At 42.6% G+C, this 23,832-nt stretch carries 23 protein-coding genes; 3 read left to right on the forward strand and 20 right to left on the reverse strand.

Annotated features, from left to right (window positions below; genetic code table 11):
* Positions 1-10 precede the first annotated feature (10 nt).
* Positions 11-1,306 (reverse strand): hydroxylamine reductase, encoded by a 1,296-nt coding sequence (gene hcp, locus CVD28_RS17710; RefSeq protein WP_101594450.1) that lies wholly within the window; start codon positions 1,304-1,306, stop codon positions 11-13.
* 184 nt (positions 1,307-1,490) lie between these two features.
* Between hcp and CVD28_RS17715 the strand changes: the two genes are divergently transcribed.
* Positions 1,491-1,964 carry an Hsp20/alpha crystallin family protein gene (locus tag CVD28_RS17715; protein WP_101594453.1) on the forward strand — a complete coding sequence of 158 codons (474 nt, stop codon included), beginning with the start codon at positions 1,491-1,493 and terminating at the stop codon, positions 1,962-1,964.
* A gap of 218 nt (positions 1,965-2,182) precedes the next feature.
* Here the strand turns inward: CVD28_RS17715 and CVD28_RS17720 are convergent, their stop codons facing one another.
* The 4 genes from CVD28_RS17720 to CVD28_RS17735 all read right to left on the reverse strand — a co-directional run bounded on the left by CVD28_RS17720 (position 2,183) and on the right by CVD28_RS17735 (position 4,756).
* Positions 2,183-2,728 (reverse strand): YppG family protein, encoded by a 546-nt coding sequence (locus CVD28_RS17720; protein ID WP_257985908.1) that lies wholly within the window; start codon positions 2,726-2,728, stop codon positions 2,183-2,185.
* Positions 2,729-2,800: 72 nt separating this feature from the next.
* Positions 2,801-3,169 (reverse strand): YppE family protein, encoded by a 369-nt coding sequence (locus CVD28_RS17725; RefSeq protein ID WP_180954209.1) that lies wholly within the window; start codon positions 3,167-3,169, stop codon positions 2,801-2,803.
* Between the two features lie 186 nt (positions 3,170-3,355).
* Positions 3,356-3,613 carry a hypothetical protein gene (locus tag CVD28_RS17730; RefSeq protein ID WP_101594459.1) on the reverse strand — a complete coding sequence of 86 codons (258 nt, stop codon included), beginning with the start codon at positions 3,611-3,613 and terminating at the stop codon, positions 3,356-3,358.
* A 153-nt stretch (positions 3,614-3,766) separates the two neighbouring features.
* Positions 3,767-4,756, reverse strand: coding sequence for a DUF2515 family protein (locus CVD28_RS17735; RefSeq protein WP_101594461.1), 990 nt, complete (start codon positions 4,754-4,756; stop codon positions 3,767-3,769).
* 130 nt (positions 4,757-4,886) lie between these two features.
* Here CVD28_RS17735 and recU point away from each other — a divergent pair, with 130 nt between their 5' ends.
* Both recU and CVD28_RS17745 read left to right on the forward strand, forming a co-directional pair.
* Positions 4,887-5,495: a Holliday junction resolvase RecU gene (gene recU / locus CVD28_RS17740; RefSeq protein ID WP_101594464.1), complete on the forward strand. Its 609-nt coding sequence runs from the start codon at positions 4,887-4,889 to the stop codon at positions 5,493-5,495.
* Positions 5,496-5,533: 38 nt separating this feature from the next.
* Positions 5,534-8,248 carry a transglycosylase domain-containing protein gene (locus tag CVD28_RS17745; protein WP_101594466.1) on the forward strand — a complete coding sequence of 905 codons (2,715 nt, stop codon included), beginning with the start codon at positions 5,534-5,536 and terminating at the stop codon, positions 8,246-8,248.
* Between the two features lie 201 nt (positions 8,249-8,449).
* Here the strand turns inward: CVD28_RS17745 and CVD28_RS17750 are convergent, their stop codons facing one another.
* The 15 genes from CVD28_RS17750 to bshB1 form a co-directional block, all read right to left on the reverse strand.
* A complete protein-coding gene (locus CVD28_RS17750; RefSeq protein ID WP_101594468.1) occupies positions 8,450-8,968 on the reverse strand; it encodes a YpoC family protein in 519 nt (172 codons plus the stop codon).
* Complete coding sequence (nth, locus tag CVD28_RS17755; protein ID WP_101594470.1) at positions 8,968-9,621, reverse strand: endonuclease III; 654 nt, start codon at positions 9,619-9,621, stop codon at positions 8,968-8,970. Before nth ends, CVD28_RS17750 begins: the two co-directional genes overlap by 1 nt.
* 154 nt (positions 9,622-9,775) lie before the next feature.
* Positions 9,776-10,471 carry a DnaD domain-containing protein gene (locus tag CVD28_RS17760; RefSeq protein ID WP_101594473.1) on the reverse strand — a complete coding sequence of 232 codons (696 nt, stop codon included), beginning with the start codon at positions 10,469-10,471 and terminating at the stop codon, positions 9,776-9,778.
* Between the two features lie 232 nt (positions 10,472-10,703).
* Complete coding sequence (gene asnS / locus CVD28_RS17765; RefSeq protein WP_101594475.1) at positions 10,704-11,996, reverse strand: asparagine--tRNA ligase; 1,293 nt, start codon at positions 11,994-11,996, stop codon at positions 10,704-10,706.
* Between the two features lie 148 nt (positions 11,997-12,144).
* Positions 12,145-13,344, reverse strand: a complete 1,200-nt coding sequence (locus tag CVD28_RS17770) for a pyridoxal phosphate-dependent aminotransferase (RefSeq protein WP_101594477.1) — start codon at positions 13,342-13,344, stop codon at positions 12,145-12,147.
* 16 nt (positions 13,345-13,360) lie between these two features.
* Positions 13,361-13,837: a cell wall elongation regulator TseB-like domain-containing protein gene (locus CVD28_RS17775; protein ID WP_101594479.1), complete on the reverse strand. Its 477-nt coding sequence runs from the start codon at positions 13,835-13,837 to the stop codon at positions 13,361-13,363.
* A gap of 14 nt (positions 13,838-13,851) precedes the next feature.
* Positions 13,852-14,022 carry a YpmA family protein gene (locus CVD28_RS17780; RefSeq protein WP_101594698.1) on the reverse strand — a complete coding sequence of 57 codons (171 nt, stop codon included), beginning with the start codon at positions 14,020-14,022 and terminating at the stop codon, positions 13,852-13,854.
* Positions 14,023-14,131: 109 nt separating this feature from the next.
* A complete protein-coding gene (gene dinG, locus CVD28_RS17785) occupies positions 14,132-16,930 on the reverse strand; it encodes an ATP-dependent DNA helicase DinG (protein WP_180954210.1) in 2,799 nt (932 codons plus the stop codon).
* 494 nt (positions 16,931-17,424) lie between these two features.
* Positions 17,425-17,808 carry an aspartate 1-decarboxylase gene (gene panD / locus CVD28_RS17790; RefSeq protein WP_101594484.1) on the reverse strand — a complete coding sequence of 128 codons (384 nt, stop codon included), beginning with the start codon at positions 17,806-17,808 and terminating at the stop codon, positions 17,425-17,427.
* Between the two features lie 29 nt (positions 17,809-17,837).
* Positions 17,838-18,683, reverse strand: coding sequence for a pantoate--beta-alanine ligase (gene panC / locus CVD28_RS17795; protein WP_101594486.1), 846 nt, complete (start codon positions 18,681-18,683; stop codon positions 17,838-17,840).
* The gene (gene panB, locus CVD28_RS17800; protein ID WP_101594489.1) at positions 18,680-19,516 is read right to left on the reverse strand and encodes a 3-methyl-2-oxobutanoate hydroxymethyltransferase; all 837 of its coding nucleotides are present in this window, start codon (positions 19,514-19,516) and stop codon (positions 18,680-18,682) included. Before panB ends, panC begins: the two co-directional genes overlap by 4 nt.
* A gap of 299 nt (positions 19,517-19,815) precedes the next feature.
* Complete coding sequence (locus tag CVD28_RS17805; RefSeq protein ID WP_101594491.1) at positions 19,816-20,796, reverse strand: biotin--[acetyl-CoA-carboxylase] ligase; 981 nt, start codon at positions 20,794-20,796, stop codon at positions 19,816-19,818.
* Positions 20,781-21,977 (reverse strand): CCA tRNA nucleotidyltransferase, encoded by a 1,197-nt coding sequence (locus CVD28_RS17810; RefSeq protein WP_101594702.1) that lies wholly within the window; start codon positions 21,975-21,977, stop codon positions 20,781-20,783. Before CVD28_RS17810 ends, CVD28_RS17805 begins: the two co-directional genes overlap by 16 nt.
* Before the next feature lie 5 nt (positions 21,978-21,982).
* On the reverse strand, positions 21,983-23,122 hold the full coding sequence (bshA, locus tag CVD28_RS17815; RefSeq protein ID WP_374702546.1) for an N-acetyl-alpha-D-glucosaminyl L-malate synthase BshA: 1,140 nt from the start codon (positions 23,120-23,122) through the stop codon (positions 21,983-21,985).
* Positions 23,122-23,832, reverse strand: coding sequence for a bacillithiol biosynthesis deacetylase BshB1 (gene bshB1, locus CVD28_RS17820; RefSeq protein ID WP_101594707.1), 711 nt, complete (start codon positions 23,830-23,832; stop codon positions 23,122-23,124). The genes bshA and bshB1 overlap by 1 nt, the downstream gene beginning before the upstream one ends.

Consider the following 23,832-nt stretch of genomic DNA (forward strand, 5'->3'; position numbering starts at 1 on the left):
TTTTTCAGTATTATTTTTCAACTGTATTAAGCATTGCTGCCATATCTTCCTGAGCAGTTGTAATCAATTTGAGGTTAAATGCATTTTGCAATACTCCCAAAACTCCTTCAGAAATAAATTCAGGGGGTTTTGGCCCAATAAGGATATCCTGGATTCCTAGGCTGAACAGTCCAAGCAGAATTGCCACTGCTTTTTGCTCGAACCAAGATAGTACGATACTTACCGGAAGCTCGTTTACCGGACAATCAAAGGCTTCAGCCAGCGCTAAGGCTATCTTAATCCTAGATACAGAATTATTGCACTGGCCCAGGTCAATATAACGCGGGATATTAGTCCCCGGAACAGTGCCATAATCTACATCATTGAAACGGAATTTACCGCAAGAAGTGGTCAGAATAACTGTATCCGGAGGCAGGGATGTTGCCAGCTCGCGGTAATACTCTGCCCCTTTGCCTGGTGCATCACAGCCTGCAATTACAAAGAAACGGTGTATTTTACCCGCTTTTACAGCGTCGATAACTTCAGGTGCTATGCCCAAAACAGTTTCATGGTGGAAACCTGTTAATAAAGTATCCTCAGATTCCATATCTGCTGCCGGCAATTCCAATGCTCTATAAATCAATGGCGCAAAATCGTTTCCTTCAATCTTTCGAACACCCTCAAGACCTGCTACTTCATATGAGAAGAATCTGTCTGCATATGTACCTTTAATTGGCATTACGCAGTTTGTTGTTGCGAGAATCGCTCCAGGGAATATTTCGAAAAGCCTTCTCTGGTCAAACCAAGCCTTACCGATGTTCCCTTTAAGATGAGGGAATTTTTTAAGGGCTGGGTATCCATGTGCTGGAAGCATTTCGGAGTGGGTATAGATGTTGATGCCCTTTCCTTCTGTCTGTTTTAACAGCTCTTCTAGTGCAAACAGGTTATGTCCTGTTACGACAATGCATTTTCCTTCAATTTTGTTCTGAGTTACCTTAACAGGCTGAGGAACTCCCAGTCTTTCTGTATGGGCCTTATCAAGCAGCTCCATTACCTTTATAGCCGCCTGGCCTACCTTTATAGCCGCCTGGCCTACCTTCATCGCCATATCTATATGCTCTTGAGTCATGTAAAGTGCTTCGTGTGTTACTTGATCAACAAACGGATCTGTATATCCCAGCTGTGCAGCATGTGTCCTGTATGCAGCAATCCCCTTTAAAGCAAAAATTATCGTATCCTGCAAACTCGAGATATTTTCATCTTTCCCGCATACCCCTACAATAGTACATCCGCCAGTTGGCGTTTGTTCGCATTGATGACAAAACATTACGTTTCCCCTCTCTCCTTTGTTATCTACTTTTTCATCATACTGGCTATGCTTTTCTAGTAACGTGATGTGCATCACACTTTTGTGATGTTCGCTGTTTTTACATATTTGCGCTATCAAGGCACCAATAAAGTTCCTTTCTCATAGGCTGTTTAGAAGCAGCATATACAACGGAGGGATTTCTATGGCATCCTCAGAAAACAAGCAGTCCTCAAAGGATTGGAAGAAAGAAGCTTTCAACGATTTCCTTTATTCGATGGATCGATTATTGGGCGAAAAGCCGATTAAAGGTTTATTGCAGTCGATGGATGATTTCTTTGCCACGGCTTCAAAAGAGAAAAGCTTTCCAGTTGAGCTATCCGAAACAGAAAATGAGTATCTCGTTTCTGCCAAGCTACCGGGCATTAGCCGCGAACAGATTGAACTGGAGTTTTTCTCGCAGACACTGGTCATTTCAATCAGCCATCAGGAATTAGAAATGGAAGAAAACCAATCGAAAGGAATCTTTAAAAAGCACTCAGCAACCAGAAGGCTTTCCCATTCTGTAGCCTTTGCAAAACCTGTTATGGGCGAAAATATCAAAGCAAATCATCGCGACGGCCTGCTCGAAATAAAGATACCAAAGGTGAGGGGTAAGAGGATTCAAATTATTGAATGAGGGGGAGCTAATGCACTCCCCCTTTTTTGCGGAGAAAATTCCAAGTGCTTCATTATTGAGCTTTAATTGCTCGCTAGCCGCAATCAATAGGCCAGCCCTGCAAAAAATTGTTCATTTTTTTAAAAAAACGACCCGTACCACTTTATTGTGTGTACGGGTCACTTACTAGTATTAATAGGTTTTTTATTTGGGCAGTTTTTGGAATACAGTATGGCCTTTTACGCTTTAAAGATGCTTCCGGCCCCTTTAAACATCGCCGATACCTGGCTAACTGTATTAAGCACCTGTCCGGCAGTATTCACCATTTTATTTAGATCGATTGTTCCATCCTGAGTTTTAAATTGGTTGAGTACTGATGATAAGCCCGCCTGCTGGGGCTTTTGCATAAAACTTTGTTTTGGATATGGATTGACGAACTGGTGTATTCCTGGCTGCTGGTATGGATTCGGCGGCGTGCTCGGCTGCAGCGGATTATCAAATGGATTATGCTGCTTTTCCGTATAATAAGGAACGGCCTGATGGGGCATCTGCTGTGCCCCCTGCATAAACGTCCCTGCTCCCATCACTTCTCCATTAAATGGCGGCCGAAATTGCGGCTGAAGATATGGTGATGGGGCATAGGTCTGGTACCCTCCAAAATGTCCGGCAGGAAAACTGTAGTGCTGGGGAAAGTGCATCTGCTGCGCCATAACAGCATAAGGCTGAATGGCTGCATCTTGCCTGGTAAATTGCTGTTGTCCAAAAAGGGACCCCATTCTGTACATGAGCCCTTCATCCTCCTCGTGATAATAGCTGATATACTATATGAGAAGAATCCCAATATGGTGCCCGCACTTTTATTGGAGTTTACGTTCAGCTTCCCGCAGGATGTTTTGAAGGGTAAATTCTACCGATTGGACATGGCTTTTAAAACGGCTTAAGCTTGTCTTTGGATAGAATGCCTGTATTGCTACATTTGAAATATTCTCTGCTGCCTGTTCTACCTGCAGCGGATATAAGTAAGAGAAGCTTTCCGCCTTCATCCAGCCCTTAACCGCTTCCGCCCACTCCCTCGCCAATTGATGGACATCATCGGCAAATGGCTTCACCTCCAGGAAGAAATCCCGTTCAGTTCCGTCAGCTTTTACACCATCAAAAATTTTATCAGCACGGTGGTTATATTCAATCAATTTTTTAGTCTGCTCTATAATCAAGCTTTTATCCACATTGCTTCCTCCTAACAAAAGCTTCGAAAGACAGATATGTCTGCGAAGTAAAAGTTTATACTTATAAAATAGCAGAAAATCACTATATTGAGTATTCTTTCACCAGGCAATTAAAGAAAGCTCTGATTGGGCCTGCTGGTAAACAGCTGGAATATTATTAGCATTACGAAAACAAGTATCAGATTATTAATAACTAAGGTTTGGCTTAATGGAAATAGGCTTGCCTATAGTCTGCAGCTTCTGGCTGCCTGCTGCCTCTGCAGTAATCCTCACTTTTCTAATTTTCAGCTGAACTCCCTCAGTTATATTCCGATTGTTTTGCATAATAAGGCCTCGTTCCCTTTCTACGCTCTTCTCAAGGTTTGTTTCCAGCCGTTCAATTGAAGCTTCTATTTCTGAGAGCAGTTCAAGTATTTCTTGTCTTGGTATCATTTTTACTGCCATTTATTTAATCCTCCTGTGTACTTTTTATTGTAAGATTCTTGCCGTCTGGCCGCGTTTCCTTCACTGTTGACAAAACTAGAAGAGAATCGGCAAACAAAGTGCCATTCCACGCAGATTCGACAAAAAGCAGATAAATAGTGTATAATGGCTAGCTTAATATCTATTTTTGACCGCCTTTTCCCCTATCACTATGTTTTCTATCGTTATCCCCATATGGAGCTGTTTTTGCTTTTTAGCAAACCAATCATTTAAATGAATTTTTTTTGGAACAGCCGGCTCCCGATACCATTTGCGTTTAACCTTTACTTTGCGGTCCCATTGTGAAAAATCCTTTCGGTGGTGGGATATTACAGGATAAGAAGCACGCAAAAAAGGAGTATTCCGCACTTTTTTTCTTTTAAAATATTGTTCGTAATCGTATCTGGATCCCGTATGCTCAGTCTTCCTTGAAAATTCGTGAAACTGAGGAAAAAGCTTTGGAGAAAATAAGATTGCAAATAACTTTTTGCCTAGTTCAATCCGGGTATCCAGTTTCGAGAACCGGGAAACTGAAGCGCCAAATAGATCTCCGTTTAGTGTTGGAAAAAGAACTACACTGAAATGCAGCAAATCCTGAAGCAAAAAAACCGTTGAGCGGAAAACATGCTTCTTATAAAAAAGATGGTCAATAACAGGCTTCTGGATAATATTCTGCTCATTGATTATCAAGGAATAAACCAGCCTTTTTTGATCCCTCACACCCCAAAAATAATTCCATTCCTTTTCCATAAAAAAAGAAACTGAAAAATATTTGCATAAGTGAAACATTGGGGTGCCGCATTCCGTCGAATAATGATAGAGAAGGAGCTGGGGGAAAGCATCTTCAAAAATAAGCCAATTTGCACGTTCATACAGCAAAAACAATATATACCGGTAATGTCTGGGGAGTCCTTCCTTCAGCCATTTCCCTTCAAGGTCACACATGTTATAGCCAGCATTCCGTGAAACCATGCTGGCCAAAAATGACCACTTTATGGATGGATGCTGAGCAAAAATTTCTGCATATGCCTTTGTTCTGGATATATTATCTTTATTGCAGCGTTTTGTTATTTCGTTAATTTTATTAATGATTTGCTGTTCTTTATCTGACAGAGGAAAACTCATATGTTTAGTTCACTCTTTCTGTGCTGTTTGCTGGTAATACTTGTATGGTTCAATCAAATAGTCACTTTTATTCACCCATTAGCCGCTATTTTTGTTATCATAGATGAGGTACCAAAAAGGAGGGGGAATTGTGGCCTTTCATTATCCGAACGGGAAAAGATATGTTCCGGCTGTTGCAGCATTGACCAGCCGCCCTGTAAAAAAAGCTAATTACGGCAATAGGGGGAAATCGCTCGAGGATGACATCAATGACTCCAATGAATATTACTTGGCTAATGGGATTGCCGTTATCCATAAAAAACCTACACCCATTCAAATCGTTGATGTTCACTACCCAAAGCGAAGTGCTGCTGTAATCAGAGAAGCCTATTTTAAACAAGCATCAACCACTGATTATAACGGAGTATATAAAGGGAAATATGTCGATTTTGAAGCGAAGGAAACCCAGAATCCAACCTCTTTTCCTTTGAAGAATTTCCATGAGCACCAAATCAAGCACATGGTGGCAGTCTCACAACAAGGGGGCATTTCTTTTGTACTGCTGAAGTTCTCAGCGGCTGATGAAATTTACCTTATGGATTCTCATCATTTAACCGGCTTTTGGGAGCGCATGCTCGAGGGAGGAAGAAAATCGATTTCGAAAGAAGAAGTCGAAGCCCATTCCAGTTTTATCCCGCTTGGATTCCAGCCAAGGATTGATTATATTAAAATCATCGATGGGATACTAACAAACAAATAAATAGATTGTGTTTTACATTAGAAAGGCAGGTTGCTGTAATGGCAGAAAAATATAAAACAAGGGAAGAACGCCGAAAATTGGCCGAAACAAAGACCAAAAGCAAGAAAAAGCCAAAATCAAAAGGCCTCTTTAGGAAGATTTTTCTCTTGCTAATCACATTGGGAATAGCAGGCATGGTTATAGGTGCAGGAACATTCGCTTATTTTGTCAGTGACGCACCGAAGATTGATGAAAAGCTGCTGAAAGATCCGATCTCATCAAAAATTTATGATAAAGATAAAAACCTGATAGATGAAGTAGGCAAGGAAAACCGTGACTTCATTCCGTATGAAGAATTGCCGAAAGAGGTTGAGGAAGCATTCCTGGCAACAGAGGATGTACGATTCTACAAACATCACGGTGTCGATCTTCTCCGCCTGGGAAGCGCTGTTGTCGCTAACCTTACCCAGGGATTCGGGTCCCAGGGGGCAAGTACGATTACCCAGCAATTGGTAAAGCGCTCCTTCCTGACTCCTGATAAAACGATAAAACGGAAAGCTCAGGAAGCATGGCTGGCGTATAGACTGGAACAAAAGTACACAAAACAGGAAATCCTTGAAATGTACGTTAATAAGATCTGGTTTGCCAATGAAGCTAATGGAATTGCTACGGCTGCCAATGTTTATTACGGCAGAGAACTAAAGGATCTGGAGCTGCATGAGATTGCTCTTCTTGTCGGCCTTCCGCAGAGCCCAAGCAGATACGATCCTTTTAAACACCCGGACAGGGCAAAAAAACGCCGGGATATCGTTCTGGGCCTTATGAATCAGCATGGGTATATCACAAAAGAAGAAATGAAAAATGCACAGGCAATACCTGTTGAAAAGAGTCTTGTAAAATCTGAAAAACAGGAAAAAGATACAACTCCTTATGATTATTTTATTGATACGGTAATTGAAGAAGTTGAAGATATGGGCGACTATAACGTCCATACTGACGGACTTGAAATCTATACAACCCTGGATACAAAAGCACAGGAATATGTCGATAAAATGCTATCAACAGACGAAATCATTAATTACCCGGATGATAAAATGCAGGCAGGCATCACCCTTCTGGATACTAAAACGGGAGAAATCCGTGCTATTGGCGGCGGAAGAAATGCAACCGTTAAACGAGGCATGAATTTTGCGACAGACATTGAGCGCGATCCTGGATCAACAATAAAGCCAGTCCTGGACTATGGTCCAGCAGTTGAAAAGTTAAAATGGTCCACTTACGAACAAATTGTCGATGAGCCATATGAATACTCAGATGGGACGAAAATAAACAATGCATCGAGGTCCCATTATGGCCAGGTATCAATCCGTGAAGCGCTGGTACGTTCACTAAACATCCCCGCATTGAAGACGTTCCAGGAAGTAGGCATGGATAATTCGCGGGAATTCGCGGCCAAGCTTGGCATTTCATTAAAGAAAGACACTTTTTATGAATCTGCTGCTATAGGCGCCCTTGAACCAGGCATTTCTCCGCTCCAGCTGGCTGGGGCATACAGTGCCTTCGGAAACAACGGAATCTATACAAAGCCGCATGCTGTAACGAAAATAGTTTTGCGCGATAAAAATACAACTATCAAAACAGCTCCAGATCCAGAGGTTGTAATGAAAGAATCAACAGCCTTCATGATCAGTGACATGCTTAAAGATGTTCTTAGAAAGAGCTATGGTACAGGACACACAGCAAATATCCCTGGCCTCCCTGTTGCAGGAAAGACAGGGACGACCAACTACACGGCAGAAGAGAAAAGCAAATATGGTTTTCCAAGCAAAGCAGTTCGGGATGCATGGTTTGCAGGATATACGACAAACTACACCGCAGCAATCTGGACAGGATATGATAAACAAAACGAAGACTATCTCGGACAGCAATCACAGCATATAGCCAAGAAGATGTTCAAAAATCTTATGACATATGTTTCAGAAGATGTAAAAACAGCCGATTTCACTAAACCAAAGAGCGTTGTGGAAGTTGGAATTGAAGCAGGATCCAAGCCGGCAAGCCTGCCTAGCAAATATACTCCTAAGGATAAAATCGTCTATGAATATTTTATCAAAGGAACGGAGCCTACAAAGGTTTCCAAGCAATTTGACAGGCTCGACGGACCAACTAACCTACGCGTCAACTATGACCAGCCTATGAACCAGCTGGTTCTGGAATGGGATTATTCTTCAGATGAGCAGCCTGACTTTGAAGTAACGGCAGCACTGGAAGGCGGAACGGAACAGGTTATAACAACTAAAGAAAAACAACTCATCGTCCAAAGTGCGGTTCCAGGCGGCATTTACAAATTCACTGTCGCGGCAAAAGAAGATGACCAAAAGAGTGATACCGCTTCTGTCACCTATCAGGTTCCAGGAGCAATACCTGAAGAACAACCTGAGGATCCTGCTGACGAAGACGGCGGCGATGGTGAAAACCAGCAGCAGCCGGGTGATTTGAGTGGAAATGGGAATAGCAACGGTAATGGGAATGGTAATGGGAATGGTAATGGGAATGGTAATGGGAATGGTAATGGCAACGGTAATGGGAATGGTAATGGGAATGGTAATGGGAATGGGAACGGCAATGGTACTATTCCTGGAGGGGGAAATAATGAAGAGCAACCCGATGAAGGTGAACCAGATGAAGATGGCCAAGTACCTCCAGAAACTCCGGAAGGCAATAGAGGCACTAATCCCGGAACTGGAACAACACCTCCCGGTACCACTCCCTGAGATTACATGAGGTAACGGAAAGAAAATGGCTACAATTAAAACGTTATGAGTAAAACAAAAGGCTGGCCCTAACGGTCGTTACAAACGACTATCTGGGGCCAGCCTTTTTAATAGCAGAATTATAGAAATTTTTTAAGCTGGTTATCCATAATCCATTCAAATGCCAAAATAAAAAAACCTAGTTTCTTAAAGAAGCCAGGTTTACTTTTGCAGCGCTATTTTTTTATAATATTGTTTTTCCAATTCAATCATGAGTTCTGTTAATTGTTTATATGAGTGGTATAGGAGCGGCCTGTTCATTACGAACTCCAGCCGTTCTACAGCATTAACCGGTTTAAAGTCAAATCCAGATAGTCTGCCTTGCCAGTCAGACAGTGTAACAGGGTATCCATTCATCCAGAACAGAGCTGAAATGAAAATGGCTAGCCCCTCTATCATCGGCCCAGCCGCTTCCTTAGTATTCCTTTCGGCAAAAAGCAGCCCTGCCTCCAAGCTTAATGTTTTCCACTTTGCAAATAGATCCGGCAACGCTTGTCCACTCTCCTGCCAAGGCTGAAATGCGTGATTTCCGTTTGCCGCCAGTATCTCATATGGATAAACCGCATATTCAGCAAGATTATCCCAAACTTGAAAACAATCAATTTCGAGTGCCAGTTCATTTGAAGAATAAAATAATGGATGCTCAAGGTCAGCAGGTATTTTACAATGTACCTGACTCATTAGCTATTCTTCCGTTTCATTCGTTTTTTGCCTTCCCTGCATACTTCCAGAAGAGGACAGATTTCACATTGCGGAGCCTGTGCTTTGCAGTGGTAACGTCCAAAGAATATAAGCCTGTGATGGGTTGCCGACCACTCATCCTTTGGAACCTTTGCCATCAGCGTTTTTTCTACCTCGAGGACACTGTCTTTCCACCGGCAAAAACCGAGGCGTTTGCTGACCCGCTCTACATGCGTATCAACCGCGATTGCAGGAACCCCGAAAGCAACAGAAACGACGACATTAGCTGTTTTACGGCCCACACCAGCAAGCTTCGTTAATTCATCCCTGTCCCTTGGCACTTCGCCTTGATAATCTTCTAAAATCATCCTGGACAGTTTTTGTATATTTTTCGCTTTATTACGGTACAGGCCGATGGAACGGATATCAGTTTCCAGTTCTTCAATCGGAACCGCTAAATAATCTTCTGGAGTTTTATATTTGTTAAACAAGTCCTTCGTCACTTTATTCACCAATGCATCTGTACATTGAGCTGATAATGCTACAGCAATGACTAGCTCAAACGGGTTAGAGTGATTCAGCTCACAATGGGCATCTGGAAACATCTTGCCCATCACATCAAGACAATGGCGAATTTGAGCTTTGTTCAGCATTTCGTACTACACCATCCTCATTGCAATTTGGAAAAGTTTGTTTAAATTTGGCCATATTAAACTTCGATTGAGCAAATCTTCCTCATAGAGACTAAATCATCCGGTTGTTGATTATGCCCATTCCCCCATAACTAAATTAATCTGCGTCAGATTTCTACTGCTCTAGCCAGTTGTAAAATGGAACATCCTTAACAACAACCGGCTCAGGCTTTCTTCCGCGCTTTTGGTGGGCCCGGAATTTCTCTCCCTGCATCTTTGCCTGATCAATTGTTTTAATTCCATTTTTCTTCCATTCAAATAAAATCCTGTCTATGTAGCGAAAATTCAGCTTTGCGGAAATAACAGCTTCTTTTAATGCTGCTTTAATAATTTCCGGCTGATGTGCATCATCATCCATCCACATGGCAAGTGTTTCACATTCAAACGGGGATAAAGGCCTTCCAAATTCCTGTTCGAAAACGGTATACAGGCTTTCTTCTTCTTGCTTTACCTGCTCTGATTCTTTATGATTTTGTTCATTCAAGAAACAGTTTATAATTTTTACTAGCATCGGCTCCAGGGAATAACTTTCGTGGCGAATGCTATCCGTGATTTCTTCTTCGATTACAATAAAGCCTTTTTGAATCAGCTTCTGCAAAAAGAGTAAGCATTCAGCCTCCGAAAATGTCATTCTTGCCGATATTTCTGCCGGTGTGGGAAACTTGTTCCCCTGTTCGGAAAAATTTTGAAGCTGCAAAAGCAGCATTAGCTCACTTTCATTCAGTCCGAGCATTTTATAATGTGATAAAAGAAAAGAAGGTACCATGATATGGCCTTCTTTCATCCATTCAAGCAATCCAGTTTTAATCATAGGAAACACACCTCATATGTAGTATAACATGAAAATTCCGCACCCGGCTAACTGCAAAACAGGAGAAACTTTTTACAGTTTGCTATGAAATTTCCTCGCTGTTATGGTCCCTAGCTTGGCAAGGGATTCAAAAAAATTAAAAAAAAAGAAAAACCCTGCCAAATGACAAGGTTCTTCTTAGCCGGAGAAACAGGTACATAATACCTAACATCGTACTGTCTGTAAATTTCTATTATGGATATAAGCGGTTTAACAAGCGCGGGAAAGGAATTGTTTCCCTTACATGCTCCACTCCGCTGATCCAGGCTACCGTCCTTTCAAGACCAAGGCCAAAGCCGGAATGAGGAACAGAGCCGTATTGTCTCAGCTCTAAATACCATTTGTAAGCATCTTCATTCAAACCATGCTCTGCTATCCGCTGCTTCAATAATTCAAAATCATGGATACGCTGGGATCCGCCAATGATTTCTCCGTATCCTTCAGGGGCAATCAGGTCGGCACAAAGTACAACGTCAGAACGCTCAGGATGCGGCTGCATGTAGAATGGTTTGATACCTGTCGGATAGTGCGTAATAAAAACAGGCTTGTCATAGCTTTCAGCAATCGCTGTTTCATGCGGCGCCCCGAAGTCATCACCCCACTGGATGTCGTCAAAGCCCTTTTCATGCAAAAACTTGATTGCTTCATCATATGTGATTCTTGGGAAAGGCGCTGAAATTTTCTCTAGAACAGTAACATCGCGGCCAAGAGTATTTAATTCCAGCTTACAATTTTCCAAAACTGATTGAACGATGAAAGACACATAGTCTTCCTGGACCTTCAGGTTATCTTCAAACTCATAGAAAGCCATTTCAGGCTCAATCATCCAGAATTCAATTAAGTGGCGGCGGGTTTTGGATTTTTCTGCACGGAAAGTAGGGCCAAAGGAAAATACTTTTCCCAGTGCCATTGCCGCAGCTTCCATATATAATTGGCCGCTCTGGGAAAGGTATGCATCCTCGTCAAAATACTTCGTAGCAAATAGCTCAGATGTGCCTTCAGGAGCACTTCCTGTCAAGATTGGCGGATCTACCTTTGAAAATCCGTTTTCATTAAAAAATTGATATGTAGCACGGATGATCTCGTTACGGATCTTCATTACAGCATGCTGTCGTTTAGAACGCAGCCATAGATGGCGGTTATCCATTAAAAACTCCGGGCCATGTGCCTTCGGTGTAATTGGATAATCCACAGCCTCGTGAAGAACTTCAATGTTTTGTACGAGAAGTTCATATCCGAACGGAGAACGCTCATCGCGCTGAACAATTCCTGTTACATACATGGAAGATTCCTGTGTTACAGACTTTGCCTGCGCGAAGATTTCTTCTGGTACATCAGCTTTAACAACAACACCCTGAATAAATCCAGTTCCGTCACGCAGCTGTAAAAAAGCGATTTTTCCGCTTGAACGTTTATTGGCTAGCCAGCAGCCTAAAGTAACTTGTTGGTCAACATGCTTACTGACCTCAGAAATAGTTATTTTCACTTTGTTTTCCCTCCATAAATTACAGCAAACAGCTAATTTCACTTTCTCATTATACATTTGGGGATAATGACAGGCAAACACAAAAATCATAATAAAGCCGTGAAAGAAAACCTTGCCAGACAATTGACAAGGTTTTCTTTTTTATGTGTTAAGCGTTTTGTACTTGTTGGATCTTGGCATTCACAAAACTTTGCATACGTTCAATAGCTTTTTCAAGCTGATCCAGGGAAGTAGCATACGACAGTCGGATATAATCCTCAGTACCGAATCCTGAACCCGGAATCACTGCGACTAACGCTTCTTCAAGCAAAGCTTCAGAGAATTCGTCTACATTGTTATAGCCGGTTAATACAGCCGTTTTCTTTGCATTAGGGAAAAGATAAAACGCTCCTTGCGGCTTTACACATGTGATGCCTGGTATCGCCGTTAGCTTTCCATAAATAGCATTAAGCCTGCTTTCAAAGGCATCCCTCATTTCAGAAACAGTATCCTGCGGCCCATTATAGGCTTCAATCGCTCCGTATTGTGCTGTTGAGGTTGGATTTGATGTACTATGGCTCGCCAAATTTGTCATAGCTTTAATGATTTCTGCACTACCAGCAGCATAACCTATTCTCCACCCTGTCATAGAGTGGGATTTTGAAACGCCGTTAATAATGATAGTCTTCTCTTTAAATGCCTCCGACAGCTGTGCGATTGAGGTATGCTCTGCACCGCCGTAAACAAGCTTTTCATAAATCTCATCAGAAACGATAAGGATATTATTTTTGACACAGATATCGCCGATTTCCTGCAGTTCTTCCGCTGAATAAATCATTCCGGTCGGATTGCTTGGAGAGTTTATGATCATTGCCTTTGTCTTGGAAGTAATGCTTGCTTCCAGCTGTTTGGCAGTAACTTTAAAATCATTTTCTTCTTTACCTTCAACATAAACAGGTACGCCTCCTGCCAGCTTAACCTGCTCAGGGTAGCTCACCCAGTAAGGAGAAGGTATGATCACTTCGTCCCCTTCATTCAATATTGCCTGGAAAAGTGTATAAAGAACATGCTTTGCTCCTGAACCTACCATTATTTCTGAAAGCTTATATTCAAGTCCCTGATCCTTTTTGAGCTTGGCGGCAATCGCCTTTTTCAATTCTGGCAGCCCTGCAGACGGCGTGTATTTAGTATGGCCTTCATTCATGGAGCGGACAGCCGCATCAATGATATTCTGCGGCGTGTTAAAATCAGGTTCACCTGCACCAAGTCCGATGACATCAAGGCCTTGGGACTTTAACTCCTTTGCTTTTGCTGTAATTGCCAGTGTAGTAGAAGGCGTGAGAGCCTGAACTCGATTTGCCAATTCCATTATTAAATCCCCCATTCTAAATGTTACGGTAAAATTTGAGCAATTCACCGGTCTTGAATTCATAGTACTCATAGTTATAGCGCCTTTTATTATCCAAGTATGTTACTTCCCATAGCGGGACACTTTTTTCCATACCCAGTTTAATAGTTACAATTTTATCAGGATCCGCTTCACTGGAGACTATTTTTCTGATGTCTTCTTCTGTCTTGCCGCTATGAAAATCTTTGATAACAACCTTTTGCTTTTTATCAAAAGGAATCCAGACAGCTTTCTGTTTTTTATTTTTATCCTTGCCGACAATCACATAATAGGACTCCATACCATTATAAATATAAAACTTGTCCTTCGTGACGAGTCCGGCTTCGTTTTGCGCTTTGCTAAACGCCCTCTTATAAGCAGCGTCTTTTGGCTTCAACGCGTGTATGTAGGCACCGGCCGAAATGCCGATTAGAATCAGAACGGCAAGAGAGGTAATAATCAGCCACTTTTTCAATGCAGTCACTCTTTCTAAGTACGATAAATAGTAAAAATTGCTTTATCTTGATTTTCTGAGTCCAGCGCCAGTCCGAACATTAAATCCTTTTCCTTAAGCGTCCGGTTCAGTGCATCGACAATTTTATATAGATCCGGAGAATGCTGGATCTTCACCGTCGAAATTACTTCAATTTTGCTTTCCATTTCTTCTGACCCCACTTTCGCTAGCCAACTAAGTGCGTTCTTTTTTTCACAATATTTATTATAACAGCAACTGCCGCTTTCCGATAATATTTCTGTCGCTTTTTGAAATTTATAGCCAATCATCTATTTCCTTTGATAACTCTAACTGACCGGCTTCCATCCACTCCAGGGACGGAAGCGCCCGGCGGAATTCTTCTCCATATTTAGCCGAAACAATGCGCCGGTCCAATACAAGCAGGATCCCTTTATCGTCTCTGGTCCTAATCAACCGGCCAAATCCCTGGCGAAAACGCAGCAGAGCTTCTGGCAATGCATAAACGGAAAATGGATTTTTCCCTTCCAGTCTGATTTTATTGCACTTAGCCTCAGTTATCGGTTCATCCGGCGGTGAAAAGGGCAGCCTTGCGATGGCCAGGCAGGACAGGGCTTCGCCTGGAATATCTATACCATCCCAAAAGCTGGCCGTTCCAAACAGCACGGCTTTTTCAAAGCTTTGAAAATTGCGGATAAGCCGAGATCTGCTTCCTCCGCTCACACCCTGGGCGAATAAAGAAAAATCTTCAATCCTGCCAGATTCCTTCACTTTTTCATAGGTATTCCTTAGCATCTCGTTTGATGTAAACAACACAAGCATTCTCCCTTTTGAGGCAGAAGCAGCTGATATTATATGCTTTGCAAGGGCATTTGTATATTCATCCGCCGTAACCCGGTTAATGTCCGGCATTTCTTTGGCAATCAATGCTTTGACATTTTTCCGATAATCAAAGGAAGATGGAAAAATTGCTTTTTGAATCCCCTTTTCCTTCGGTACGCCCAGCTGGTCCATAAAGAAACGGAATGATCCTTTTACACTTAGTGTGGCCGATGTCATTACCACACTGTCATATCTTGTCAGGTATTCTTTCCAAAGCTTTTCTCCTGCATCAATTGGCTGAGAATACAGAGAAATGCTTGAATGGGAAACGGTTTTGTTCGTTTCAAGAAAATAAACATTCTCTTCTGATGGATTCAGAAAAAACTCATGCAGCATGCTTTTCACCTGTAAAATTCCTGCCAGCACTGAGTCAATTTCATTTAAGAAAAACAGCTGATTTTTCTTCAGCTGTTCTTGCATATTTTGCAGCTGAACCGTCCTGAAAAGTATTTTTTTATATATTTCCGCGAGATAATGAATCAGTCTTTCCGCGAGAAGCTGTGCCGGCTTAAGGAATCCCCTTTGTTCATTGCTATGCTGAATTCTGATTGCGGATCTGTTGTAGCCTGCTGCAGAAGCGTTCTTTTCCGCCAATCTGGCCAATGTATAAAACATTTGTTCAAACTCATAGGAAAAATCATTAATTTCCCTTTCGATTGACTGATAGGGATCATCACAATTGATTTCATATTCCTGTACCATTTTTTCAAGCCGATAAAGCAGCTGTTTCTGATCGTGCATGCCAATACGGTTAAGCATAGTCTTGACAGTTATATAATCCAGCTTGTCCCCCAAGTATCTTGATGCAGCTTTTTCAATGTGGTGGGCTTCATCCAGCACGAGGTTTAGGATTCCTGAGAAAAATGTAGTTTCCGAACGGTAGTCAGCCAGCAAAAATGAATGGTTGGTGACAATAATATCTGCTTTCGCCGCTTTCTTTTTAGCCCTTTCAAAAAAATCCTTCTCCACCCATGGCTCCTGCAGACCTTTGTAGATGGTTTCCTCGCTTTGCAGCCTTTCCCAGAACAGCTGGCCTCCGCTTGTCAGGTTAAGTTCGTCCCTATCTCCTGTAACTGTTTCCGTCAGCCAGACAAGAATCTGGATTTTTGTCAGAGCAGTTTCGTAGTTATCTTCTTTCTCCCTCAAAGACCGCTCAAATTTGGCAAGCGATAGATAATTAGATCTTCCCTTAATAAGCACGGCTGAAACTGGAAATGGCAGCATTGCTCTTAACTTTGGAAGCTCCTTTCCTAATAGCTGCTCCTGAAGCTGAAGGGTATGTGTCCCGATCATAACCGGCGTTCCCGTTGTCTTAGAAATGTATACAGCTGGAAGCAGATAACCCAGTGATTTACCGATCCCGGTACCAGCTTCAATGATTGCATGGGTGCTCTTTTCAAAGGAATGATAAACAATGTCCATCATTTTCAACTGTCCTTCCCGGATTTCCGGGTTCGAAAACGCTTTGCTGAGCATAGCCAGCTTTTCAGACCGCGCAGCAGGATATTCCGGATTATCACCTTCACTGTTTGGCGGGATTGCATCGCTATTATTTAGAGCAAGACCGCGAAAAATTTCTATGTTTGGATTATGTATAGGAGATGACTTTTTCCTTATGTCAATACTCTCTTTTACTAGTTCCGCCAGCTCGCTTTTAAGCGACAGCGAAAGCCGGTACATATGTTTCAAAGTAAGAAGCGGCAGAGAAAACAATTTCTTTTTTAGATTTATGAAAAGCATGGCCGTTACATAGGCATCGCTGTCGGCACGGTGCGGCCTTGTGTGTGTGAATCCTTCTTGTTTAGCAAGATAGCTCAGTTTATAGCTGTCCGAGGTTGGCAGCAAGAGCTTCGAAAGCTCAACTGTATCAATAGCAGAACCAAAAAAGCCGTCATATCCGCAGCGCTTTAATTCTTCTTGTAAAAATGATAAATCGAATAGGACATTATGGGCAACGAAACAGGAGTTGCTCAGCATTTCAACAATTTTCGGTGCTACTTCCTCAAATACAGGCGCATCCTTAACCATTAAGTCGTTAATGCCAGTGAGCTCCTCAATAAATACAGGAATCTCTACGCCAGGCCGAATGAAAGTGGAGAATTCCTCGATGATCCGGTCATTTTCTATTACAACCCCGGCAAATTGGATAATCCGGTCGCCTTTTTTGGGTGAATTTCCTGTTGTTTCTAAATCTATCACTACATATCGCTGCACTATTATTACACCTCAATTTACAACATGCCTGTTTTCGCATAAAGTGTTGCTTTTCGTATCCAAACACCCTCCAGTTTTTTTGGGGGCTTCCGGGCATCTTCTCGGAAGAGTTTAAGGGATTTACTCAGTTTTTAAAACAGCCTTAGGGTCAAAAGCAACAAAGTTTCCCTAAAAGAGCCTATAACCTGCATTTTACGAATCTTATCTTTTATAACATAAGCTGCAGCATTAATAAAATGGTTATCCATTAATGAAAGATCATTTAAAAATGACAGAGTTTTAAACTTCCCATCAATAGATTCAGCTTAAGTCGTTGAAACATTCTTTTTTATATATTATAAACATAAATCGAATTAACTTTTAATGATTTGAAGAATTATTCTCTACTTTCCCAATAGTGTTTATGCTATATGGATATTTACCCTTCAAATAAATAAACAAGGGCGAAACTGCTGCTCCCAGTTACGCCCTTGTGTTAAAAAGGTTGATTTTTTCTAATAAATAGTAGCTTCCGGCTCATGTGAAATCATTTCAACGATCCGGTTATTTTCATCCATAATCGCGACTTTCGGCTTATGGCCGCGAACTTTTTCTTCTGGAATCATTACATAAGAAATAATGATCACGATGTCATCGGGCTGTACAAGTCTTGCTGCAGCACCATTCAGGCAAACAACTCCGCTGCCTCTTTCTCCTGCGATAATGTACGTCTCCAGGCGCGCCCCATTGTTATTGTTCACAATAGCCACCTTCTCGTTTGGAAGCATCCCGACAGCATCGAGGATGTTCTCATCGATGGTAATGCTTCCTACATAATTTAAATTGGCTTCTGTCACGCGAGCGCGGTGAATTTTGCCGTTCATCATTGTCCGAAACATTTCTTTTCCCCCTATAGGAATCTATGTTGTTAGATGGTAAAGACAACATTATCTATCAGCCTGGCCCTGCTGAATCTTACTGCCAGCGCAATAATAATTGTGCCTGACAGTTGGGAAAGCGGCTTGAGCTCTGGATAGGAATAAATTTCTACATAGTCAATCTTTCCATTAGTTTTATTTTCCAAATGCTCCCTTATCATTGAAACAATCGCTTCTGGATTTGTTTCACCATTCAATACTGCATTTTTTCCAATAGTAAGCGCCTGATAAAGTTCACTTGCCTCAGTGCGTTCTTCCTCAAGAAGGTTGATGTTGCGTGAGCTTTTGGCAAGCCCGTCCTCTTCCCTGATGGTATCTACCGGCACAACTTCAACCATAAAATTGAAGTCTTTCACCAACCCCTTAACAACGGCAACCTGCTGGGCATCTTTCATCCCAAAGTAGGCCTTGTCAGCTTGGGTAATATTGAATAACTTAGTCAGCACTGTGGCTACACCATCAAAATGGCCTGGCCTGTTTTTGGCGCACAGCACATCAGTCCTGTCTTTAACCACAACGGAAACGGAAACTTCATCCTGATACATTTCTTGTACAGTCGGATAAAAGATATAATCGGCGCCCGCGTTTCTTGCAACTTGTTCATCCCTGTCCATGTCCCGCGGGTATGAATCGAAATCTTCATTTGGACCGAATTGGAGCGGATTCACAAATATGCTCAAAACTAGAATATCGTTTTCTTTTCTCGCCTTTTGCAAAAGTGATTCATGTCCTTCATGCAGGTATCCCATTGTCGGCACATAGCCGATGCTTTTTCCGGCCGCTTTTTCGTTTTTAATATAATTTTGCATTTCATCAGCATGGGTAATTATTTTCATTTTCTGCCTCCGTACAATGAAGCAACTTCATCCTCTTGCATTGTAAATGTATGTTTGTCCTCCGGGAAGGAGCATTCTCTTACTTCAGAAACATATTGGGATAATGCTTCGGAAATTAATTCATTCGCATTACCGTAAGTTTTAACAAATTTAGCTACCCGGTCGACACCATAATTAATTACATCATGGTAAACCAGCACCTGGCCATCCGTCTCTTTTCCGGCACCAATCCCAATTGTCGGAATTGATAAGGCTTCTGTAACCATTGCAGCCACTTGGTGCGGCACGCATTCAAGAACAATGGCAAGTGCACCTGCTTTTTCACATGCCTTTGCATCTTCAATTAGTTTCCTTGCTGCTTCAGCATCCTTCCCCTGAACCTTGTAGCCGCCAAGCACGCCGACAGATTGGGGTGTCAGTCCCAAGTGGGCAACTACGGGTACACCAGCGCTGGTTAACGCAGAGATCATGGTTATGACATGGTCGCCGCCCTCCACCTTAACTGCATCGGCCTGGCCGTCCTGGATGATTCTTGCAGCATTTTTCAGAGTGTCTTCTATTGATAAATGGTAGCTCATAAATGGCATATCTGTTACAACAAATGTATTTCGTGCCCCTCGTTTTACAGCTTTTGTGTGGTGGATCATATCCTCCACCGTTACCGGAACCGTAGATTCATATCCCAGTACTACCATACCAAGGGAGTCACCGACTAAAATCATATCAACCCCTGTGTTTTCTGCCAATTTGGCAGATGGATAATCATAGGCAGTCAGCATGACAATTTTTTCTTTTTCCTTCTTCATTTTCAAGAACCGATTGGATAGCTTCATCCTTTTTCCTCCTTTTTAATCAAGAGGAGATGAAACACCTTTTCAGATGTTAGAAATCTGGAATACAAAAAAGACCCTTCATTGACAGAAGGATCCTGTAATTATCCAGAAATTTCATCCCTCCGTCCCAGTCCGGCACCCGGATCAAGGCAGATTATCAGATTTTACTTTCAGGGTTAGTTCAGGTGCAGTTCAGATTGGTGCTTGCTTTGCCACATTCTTGATACTGCCCACAAAGATTATAACAAATTCCTGCTGGAAATAGCTATTGTATTCTTTTCACAGAAGGGAAAAAAATGTTAAGCAAGGGAGATATCCGCTGAATAAATTTTATGTATCTGGCCGGAAATGTCTTCTAGCAGTAAAACTCCTTCATCGGTAATGCCTAGGGCGCTCCCTTTTATGGTGTCAGTAAGGGTGGTAGCGATAATTTCTTTGCCTATCGACACAGCGTAGCTTTCCCAAAGCTGTTTGATAGGCGAAAAACCTTTGTCCAAATATAGATCATACATACGCTCAAGCTTTAGCAGCAACGCCTGGATAAGCTTCGCTCTGGAAATCGGTCTCCCCTGCTCAATTTGAATAGATGTAGCTTTTTCCTTCAAATCATCAGGGAAATCCTCCAGCTTAGCATTTACATTGATTCCAATACCAATTATTACTGAATGGATTCTGTCGCTTTCGGCCTGCATCTCAGTTAGAATGCCCGTAACCTTTTTCCCGTTTATCAGGATATCATTCGGCCATTTGATTTCTGGAAGAGTATCTGTAACATCCTCAATGGCCTGCACTACTGCAACTGCGGCAAGCAAGGTAAGCTGCGGCGCCTGATGAATCGGGATATTAGGCCTAAGGATAATGCTCATCCAAATACCGGTATACTTTGGCGAGTGCCAGCTTCGCGAGAGTCTCCCTTTGCCTGATACTTGTTCCTCTGCAATCACTATTGTCCCTTCGGGTGCATCCTCGTTCGCTAGTTTGTGGGCAATTTGCTGAGTCGATGCCACCGTTTCCTCATAAACTATTTCTTTACCAAACCGATTCGTTCCCAATCCAATCTGAATTTCCGTTTTTGTTACTTTTTCCGGGGCAGAAACGATACGATAGCCTTTCTTTCTAACCGCATCCAGCTCATAGCCCTCTTTGCGAAGCTCTTCAATATGCTTCCAGACCGCTGTCCGTGAGCAGCCGATGAATTCAGCTAACTCCTGGCCTGAGACGAAATCGCCCTCCGCCTTCGAGAACGCCTCTATCAGCTTCGTCTTTACGTTTGATTCCAACTTAAAAGCCACTCCTTTATTGCTGCCTTTTCATTTTTGGACTGCTGCTCAAGCACCGCTTTAGTTATTCTATCGAGGTCCTCCTTAATCCAAGGACCAGGTTTTTTTCCAGACCACTGCATCAAATCACTGCCTGAAACCGCTAATTCTGACATATCTTTTATAACAAGCCCGGCGTATGCCTGGCTAACCCGTTCTTCTGCACTACTGTGATCAGAATCGTTTAATATACAAAGAAGCTTTTCCGCTATCAAAGCTTCATGCAGACCATAACGAAACAGAATATCATTTGATGTTGATGGAAGGACTCCAGCTTTCAGGAGTGCAGTGATTCTCTTGATCTCCTTTATCAGCTTAATCGGCATTTTCCAACGTCTTAAAAAAGCTTCTGGATCCTGAATCCGAAAAGTATAGATTATCAATGACCACTGTCCTGCTGGTTCATTAATTTCCTCAATCGGCAGGGCCAGCAGCTTGGTCAGCCCTTCTTGCTTACTTTCAAATCCAGGCAAGAAGGCAAATAGACCGCTATCCAGGAGCATTTTGAGGGCTTCTTTCCTGCCTTCTCCCTTCAGCAGCTTTTCAAATTCGGCAAAAATTCTTTCAACTGCTATTTTTGTCAGCAGTTCCCCATTCCGCTCAAGACTTTGAAAGGCTCCATGATCCAATGTAAAGGATAATTGGCTTACAAAGCGAAGTGCCCGCATCATGCGGAGCGCATCCTCTTTAAATCTTTCGTCAGGGTTTCCAACAGTCCTGATCAGCCGTTCCTCTATCGCTCTGCGTCCTTCAAACGGGTCTGAGAGACGGCCGTCTTTATCCATTGCAATCGCATTCATTGTAAAATCCCGGCGCATTAGATCTTCATAAAGTGACCTGATATATGTAACACTGTCAGGCCTCCTGTAATCAGAATAGCCGCTTTCTGCACGAAAAGTGGTTATTTCATACGTTTCATTCCTATACAAAACCATGACCGTTCCATGTTCAATACCAACATCAGCGGTCTTAGGAAAAATGCTCTTGATTTCAGCTGGTGTGGCTGATGTCGCAATATCCACATCGTGAATGGGTCTGCCAAGGATCATATCTCTGATCGACCCGCCGACAAAATATGCCTCAAATCCTGCCTGCTCAATCTGTTCAAGCACAGATGCTGCTTTTGTGAAAATTTCATTCATCACTATCAGGCTCCTGTATGGGCGAGCAGCTCTTCATATATAGAAATATACTGCTCTGTAATGATATCAGATCGGAATCGTGCTTTAACCAGCTCGAGTGACGCCTCGGAGAAACGGTTGTGCATCAAGGTGTCATTAAGCAGCATGATCGCTTTGTCCGCTGCAGATCGAGTATTTCCCAATTCACAGAGAAATCCGGTCTTGCCGTCCACAATAACCTCCGGAATGCCCCCAACATTTGTGCCAATGCAAGGAACACCGCATGCCATCGCTTCCAAAAGAACCAATCCAAAGCTTTCCTTTTCTGATAACAGCAGCATGAGGTCGCTGATTGAGTATAATTCTTCCAGATTATCCTGTTTACCGAGAAAAAGGATATTATCTTCCAAGCCTAAGTTTTTCACTTGCCTGCAGATTGCCGACATTTCAGGTCCGTCCCCCACTAATAATAGCTTTGCAGCAATCTTTTCTAAAACCAGGGAGAAAGCATCCACTACATCATCAACCCGCTTGACTCCCCTGAAATTGGACACATGAATGATGACCTTTTCATTGGCTTTAATTCCGAATTGCTCTCTTAAATGCGGGGAATCCGTTTTTCGGTAAACCCTTTCATCGACAAAATTATATACAGCCTGGATATTTTTATCAGGGGCAATAAGCTCATGGGTCTGCTTTACCAGCGCCTCTGATACAGCCGTTACTGAATCCGATTTCTCAATGCCAAACTTTATCACTTCAGTCATAGAAAGATCATAGCCCAGAACCGTGATGTCTGTTCCATGAAGCGTGGTCACGATTTTCACGGAAGTCCCCGACATTTGCTTGGCAAGAATTGCACAAACCGCATGCGGAATAGCATAGTGAACATGCAATATATCAAGCTTCTCCCGCTTGATAACTTCTGCCATCTTGCTGGCAAGAGCCAGGTCGTAGGGAGGATATTGAAACACAGAGTACGTACTGACCTCAACCTGGTGGTAAAAGATATTAGGGTACATTTTATTGAGGCGGAATGGCATGCTTGAAGAAATGAAATGTATCTCATGACCCTTTTCCGCAAGCAGCTTACCCAATTCCGTTGCTACTACACCTGATCCCCCAACAGTCGGATAACAGGTAATGCCTATTTTTAACTTCATCATTATTCTCCTAACAGGTCTGACTCAAGAACAATCGGCTTTTTACTGAAAAACCCTTCGGCATAAGCCACCCCAGCCTCTTTGCCAAACAGCCGCTCCCTTGCTTCTATCGATTCTATGTATCCATGGGTAAGCGGAGTGTCAAGGCTTCCTTCCAGCTTTTGAAACTGACTCGTATAGGCGTTCAAGCTGGCCAGCTTCTGCTCTATATGCAAGGAAATATCCACTACAAACCCTGGCTGATGGAATCCGTTTATCATATAAAAGTAAAGATTCCTGGTCCGGTGGGGTTCTTGCCCATTCGCTGTTTCATATTTTTTAATACCAGCTGAAAAAACAGCTTCTTCTACCAATCGCGCACAATTTCCATGATCGGGGTGACGGTCAGCTGTATAAGGAGCAAAAATGGCAAAAGGTTTATAAGTCCGGATAACTTCCGTGATTTTTCTTATGTATTCATCTTTCATAAACAGCCCCCGGTCGGGCAGATTTAAAGTGATTCGCTCCGCAGCCCCAAGGATGCTGGCAGCGGCCTTAGCCTCCGTCACCCTTGTGTCCACATTGCCATTGGATGATAGCTCCGCTTTAGTCAAATCACAAATAACGATCTTCTTACCTTGAGCCGCGTATTTGGATATCGTGCCTCCCATGCCGATTTCAACATCATCGGCATGGGCGCCAAACGCCAGTATGTCTGTTTTATAATCCTTTAT

The organism is Bacillus sp. M6-12 (assembly GCF_002860285.1).
Classification (GTDB): Bacteria; Bacillota; Bacilli; order Bacillales; family DSM-1321; genus Peribacillus.

Bases quoted from the DNA above. Each gene is read 5' to 3' on its own strand.
- CVD28_RS17735 (WP_101594461.1), bottom strand. From the start codon at position 4,756: ATGAGTTTTCCTCTGTCAGATAAAGAACAGCAAATCATTAATAAAATT.
- panD (WP_101594484.1), bottom strand. From the start codon at position 17,808: ATGTTTCGGACAATGATGAACGGCAAAATTCACCGCGCTCGCGTGACA.
- hcp (WP_101594450.1), bottom strand. From the start codon at position 1,306: ATGTTTTGTCATCAATGCGAACAAACGCCAACTGGCGGATGTACTATT.
- CVD28_RS17715 (WP_101594453.1), top strand. From the start codon at position 1,491: ATGGCATCCTCAGAAAACAAGCAGTCCTCAAAGGATTGGAAGAAAGAA.
- CVD28_RS17780 (WP_101594698.1), bottom strand. From the start codon at position 14,022: ATGGAAAGCAAAATTGAAGTAATTTCGACGGTGAAGATCCAGCATTCT.
- CVD28_RS17770 (WP_101594477.1), bottom strand. From the start codon at position 13,344: ATGGAATTGGCAAATCGAGTTCAGGCTCTCACGCCTTCTACTACACTG.
- CVD28_RS17730 (WP_101594459.1), bottom strand. From the start codon at position 3,613: ATGGCAGTAAAAATGATACCAAGACAAGAAATACTTGAACTGCTCTCA.
- panB (WP_101594489.1), bottom strand. From the start codon at position 19,516: ATGAAGCTATCCAATCGGTTCTTGAAAATGAAGAAGGAAAAAGAAAAA.
- CVD28_RS17810 (WP_101594702.1), bottom strand. From the start codon at position 21,977: ATGAATGAAATTTTCACAAAAGCAGCATCTGTGCTTGAACAGATTGAG.
- nth (WP_101594470.1), bottom strand. From the start codon at position 9,621: ATGCTGAACAAAGCTCAAATTCGCCATTGTCTTGATGTGATGGGCAAG.
- bshA (WP_374702546.1), bottom strand. From the start codon at position 23,122: ATGATGAAGTTAAAAATAGGCATTACCTGTTATCCGACTGTTGGGGGA.
- panC (WP_101594486.1), bottom strand. From the start codon at position 18,683: ATGAAAATAATTACCCATGCTGATGAAATGCAAAATTATATTAAAAAC.
- CVD28_RS17720 (WP_257985908.1), bottom strand. From the start codon at position 2,728: ATGTACAGAATGGGGTCCCTTTTTGGACAACAGCAATTTACCAGGCAA.
- CVD28_RS17750 (WP_101594468.1), bottom strand. From the start codon at position 8,968: ATGAGTCAGGTACATTGTAAAATACCTGCTGACCTTGAGCATCCATTA.
- CVD28_RS17745 (WP_101594466.1), top strand. From the start codon at position 5,534: ATGGCAGAAAAATATAAAACAAGGGAAGAACGCCGAAAATTGGCCGAA.
- CVD28_RS17760 (WP_101594473.1), bottom strand. From the start codon at position 10,471: ATGATTAAAACTGGATTGCTTGAATGGATGAAAGAAGGCCATATCATG.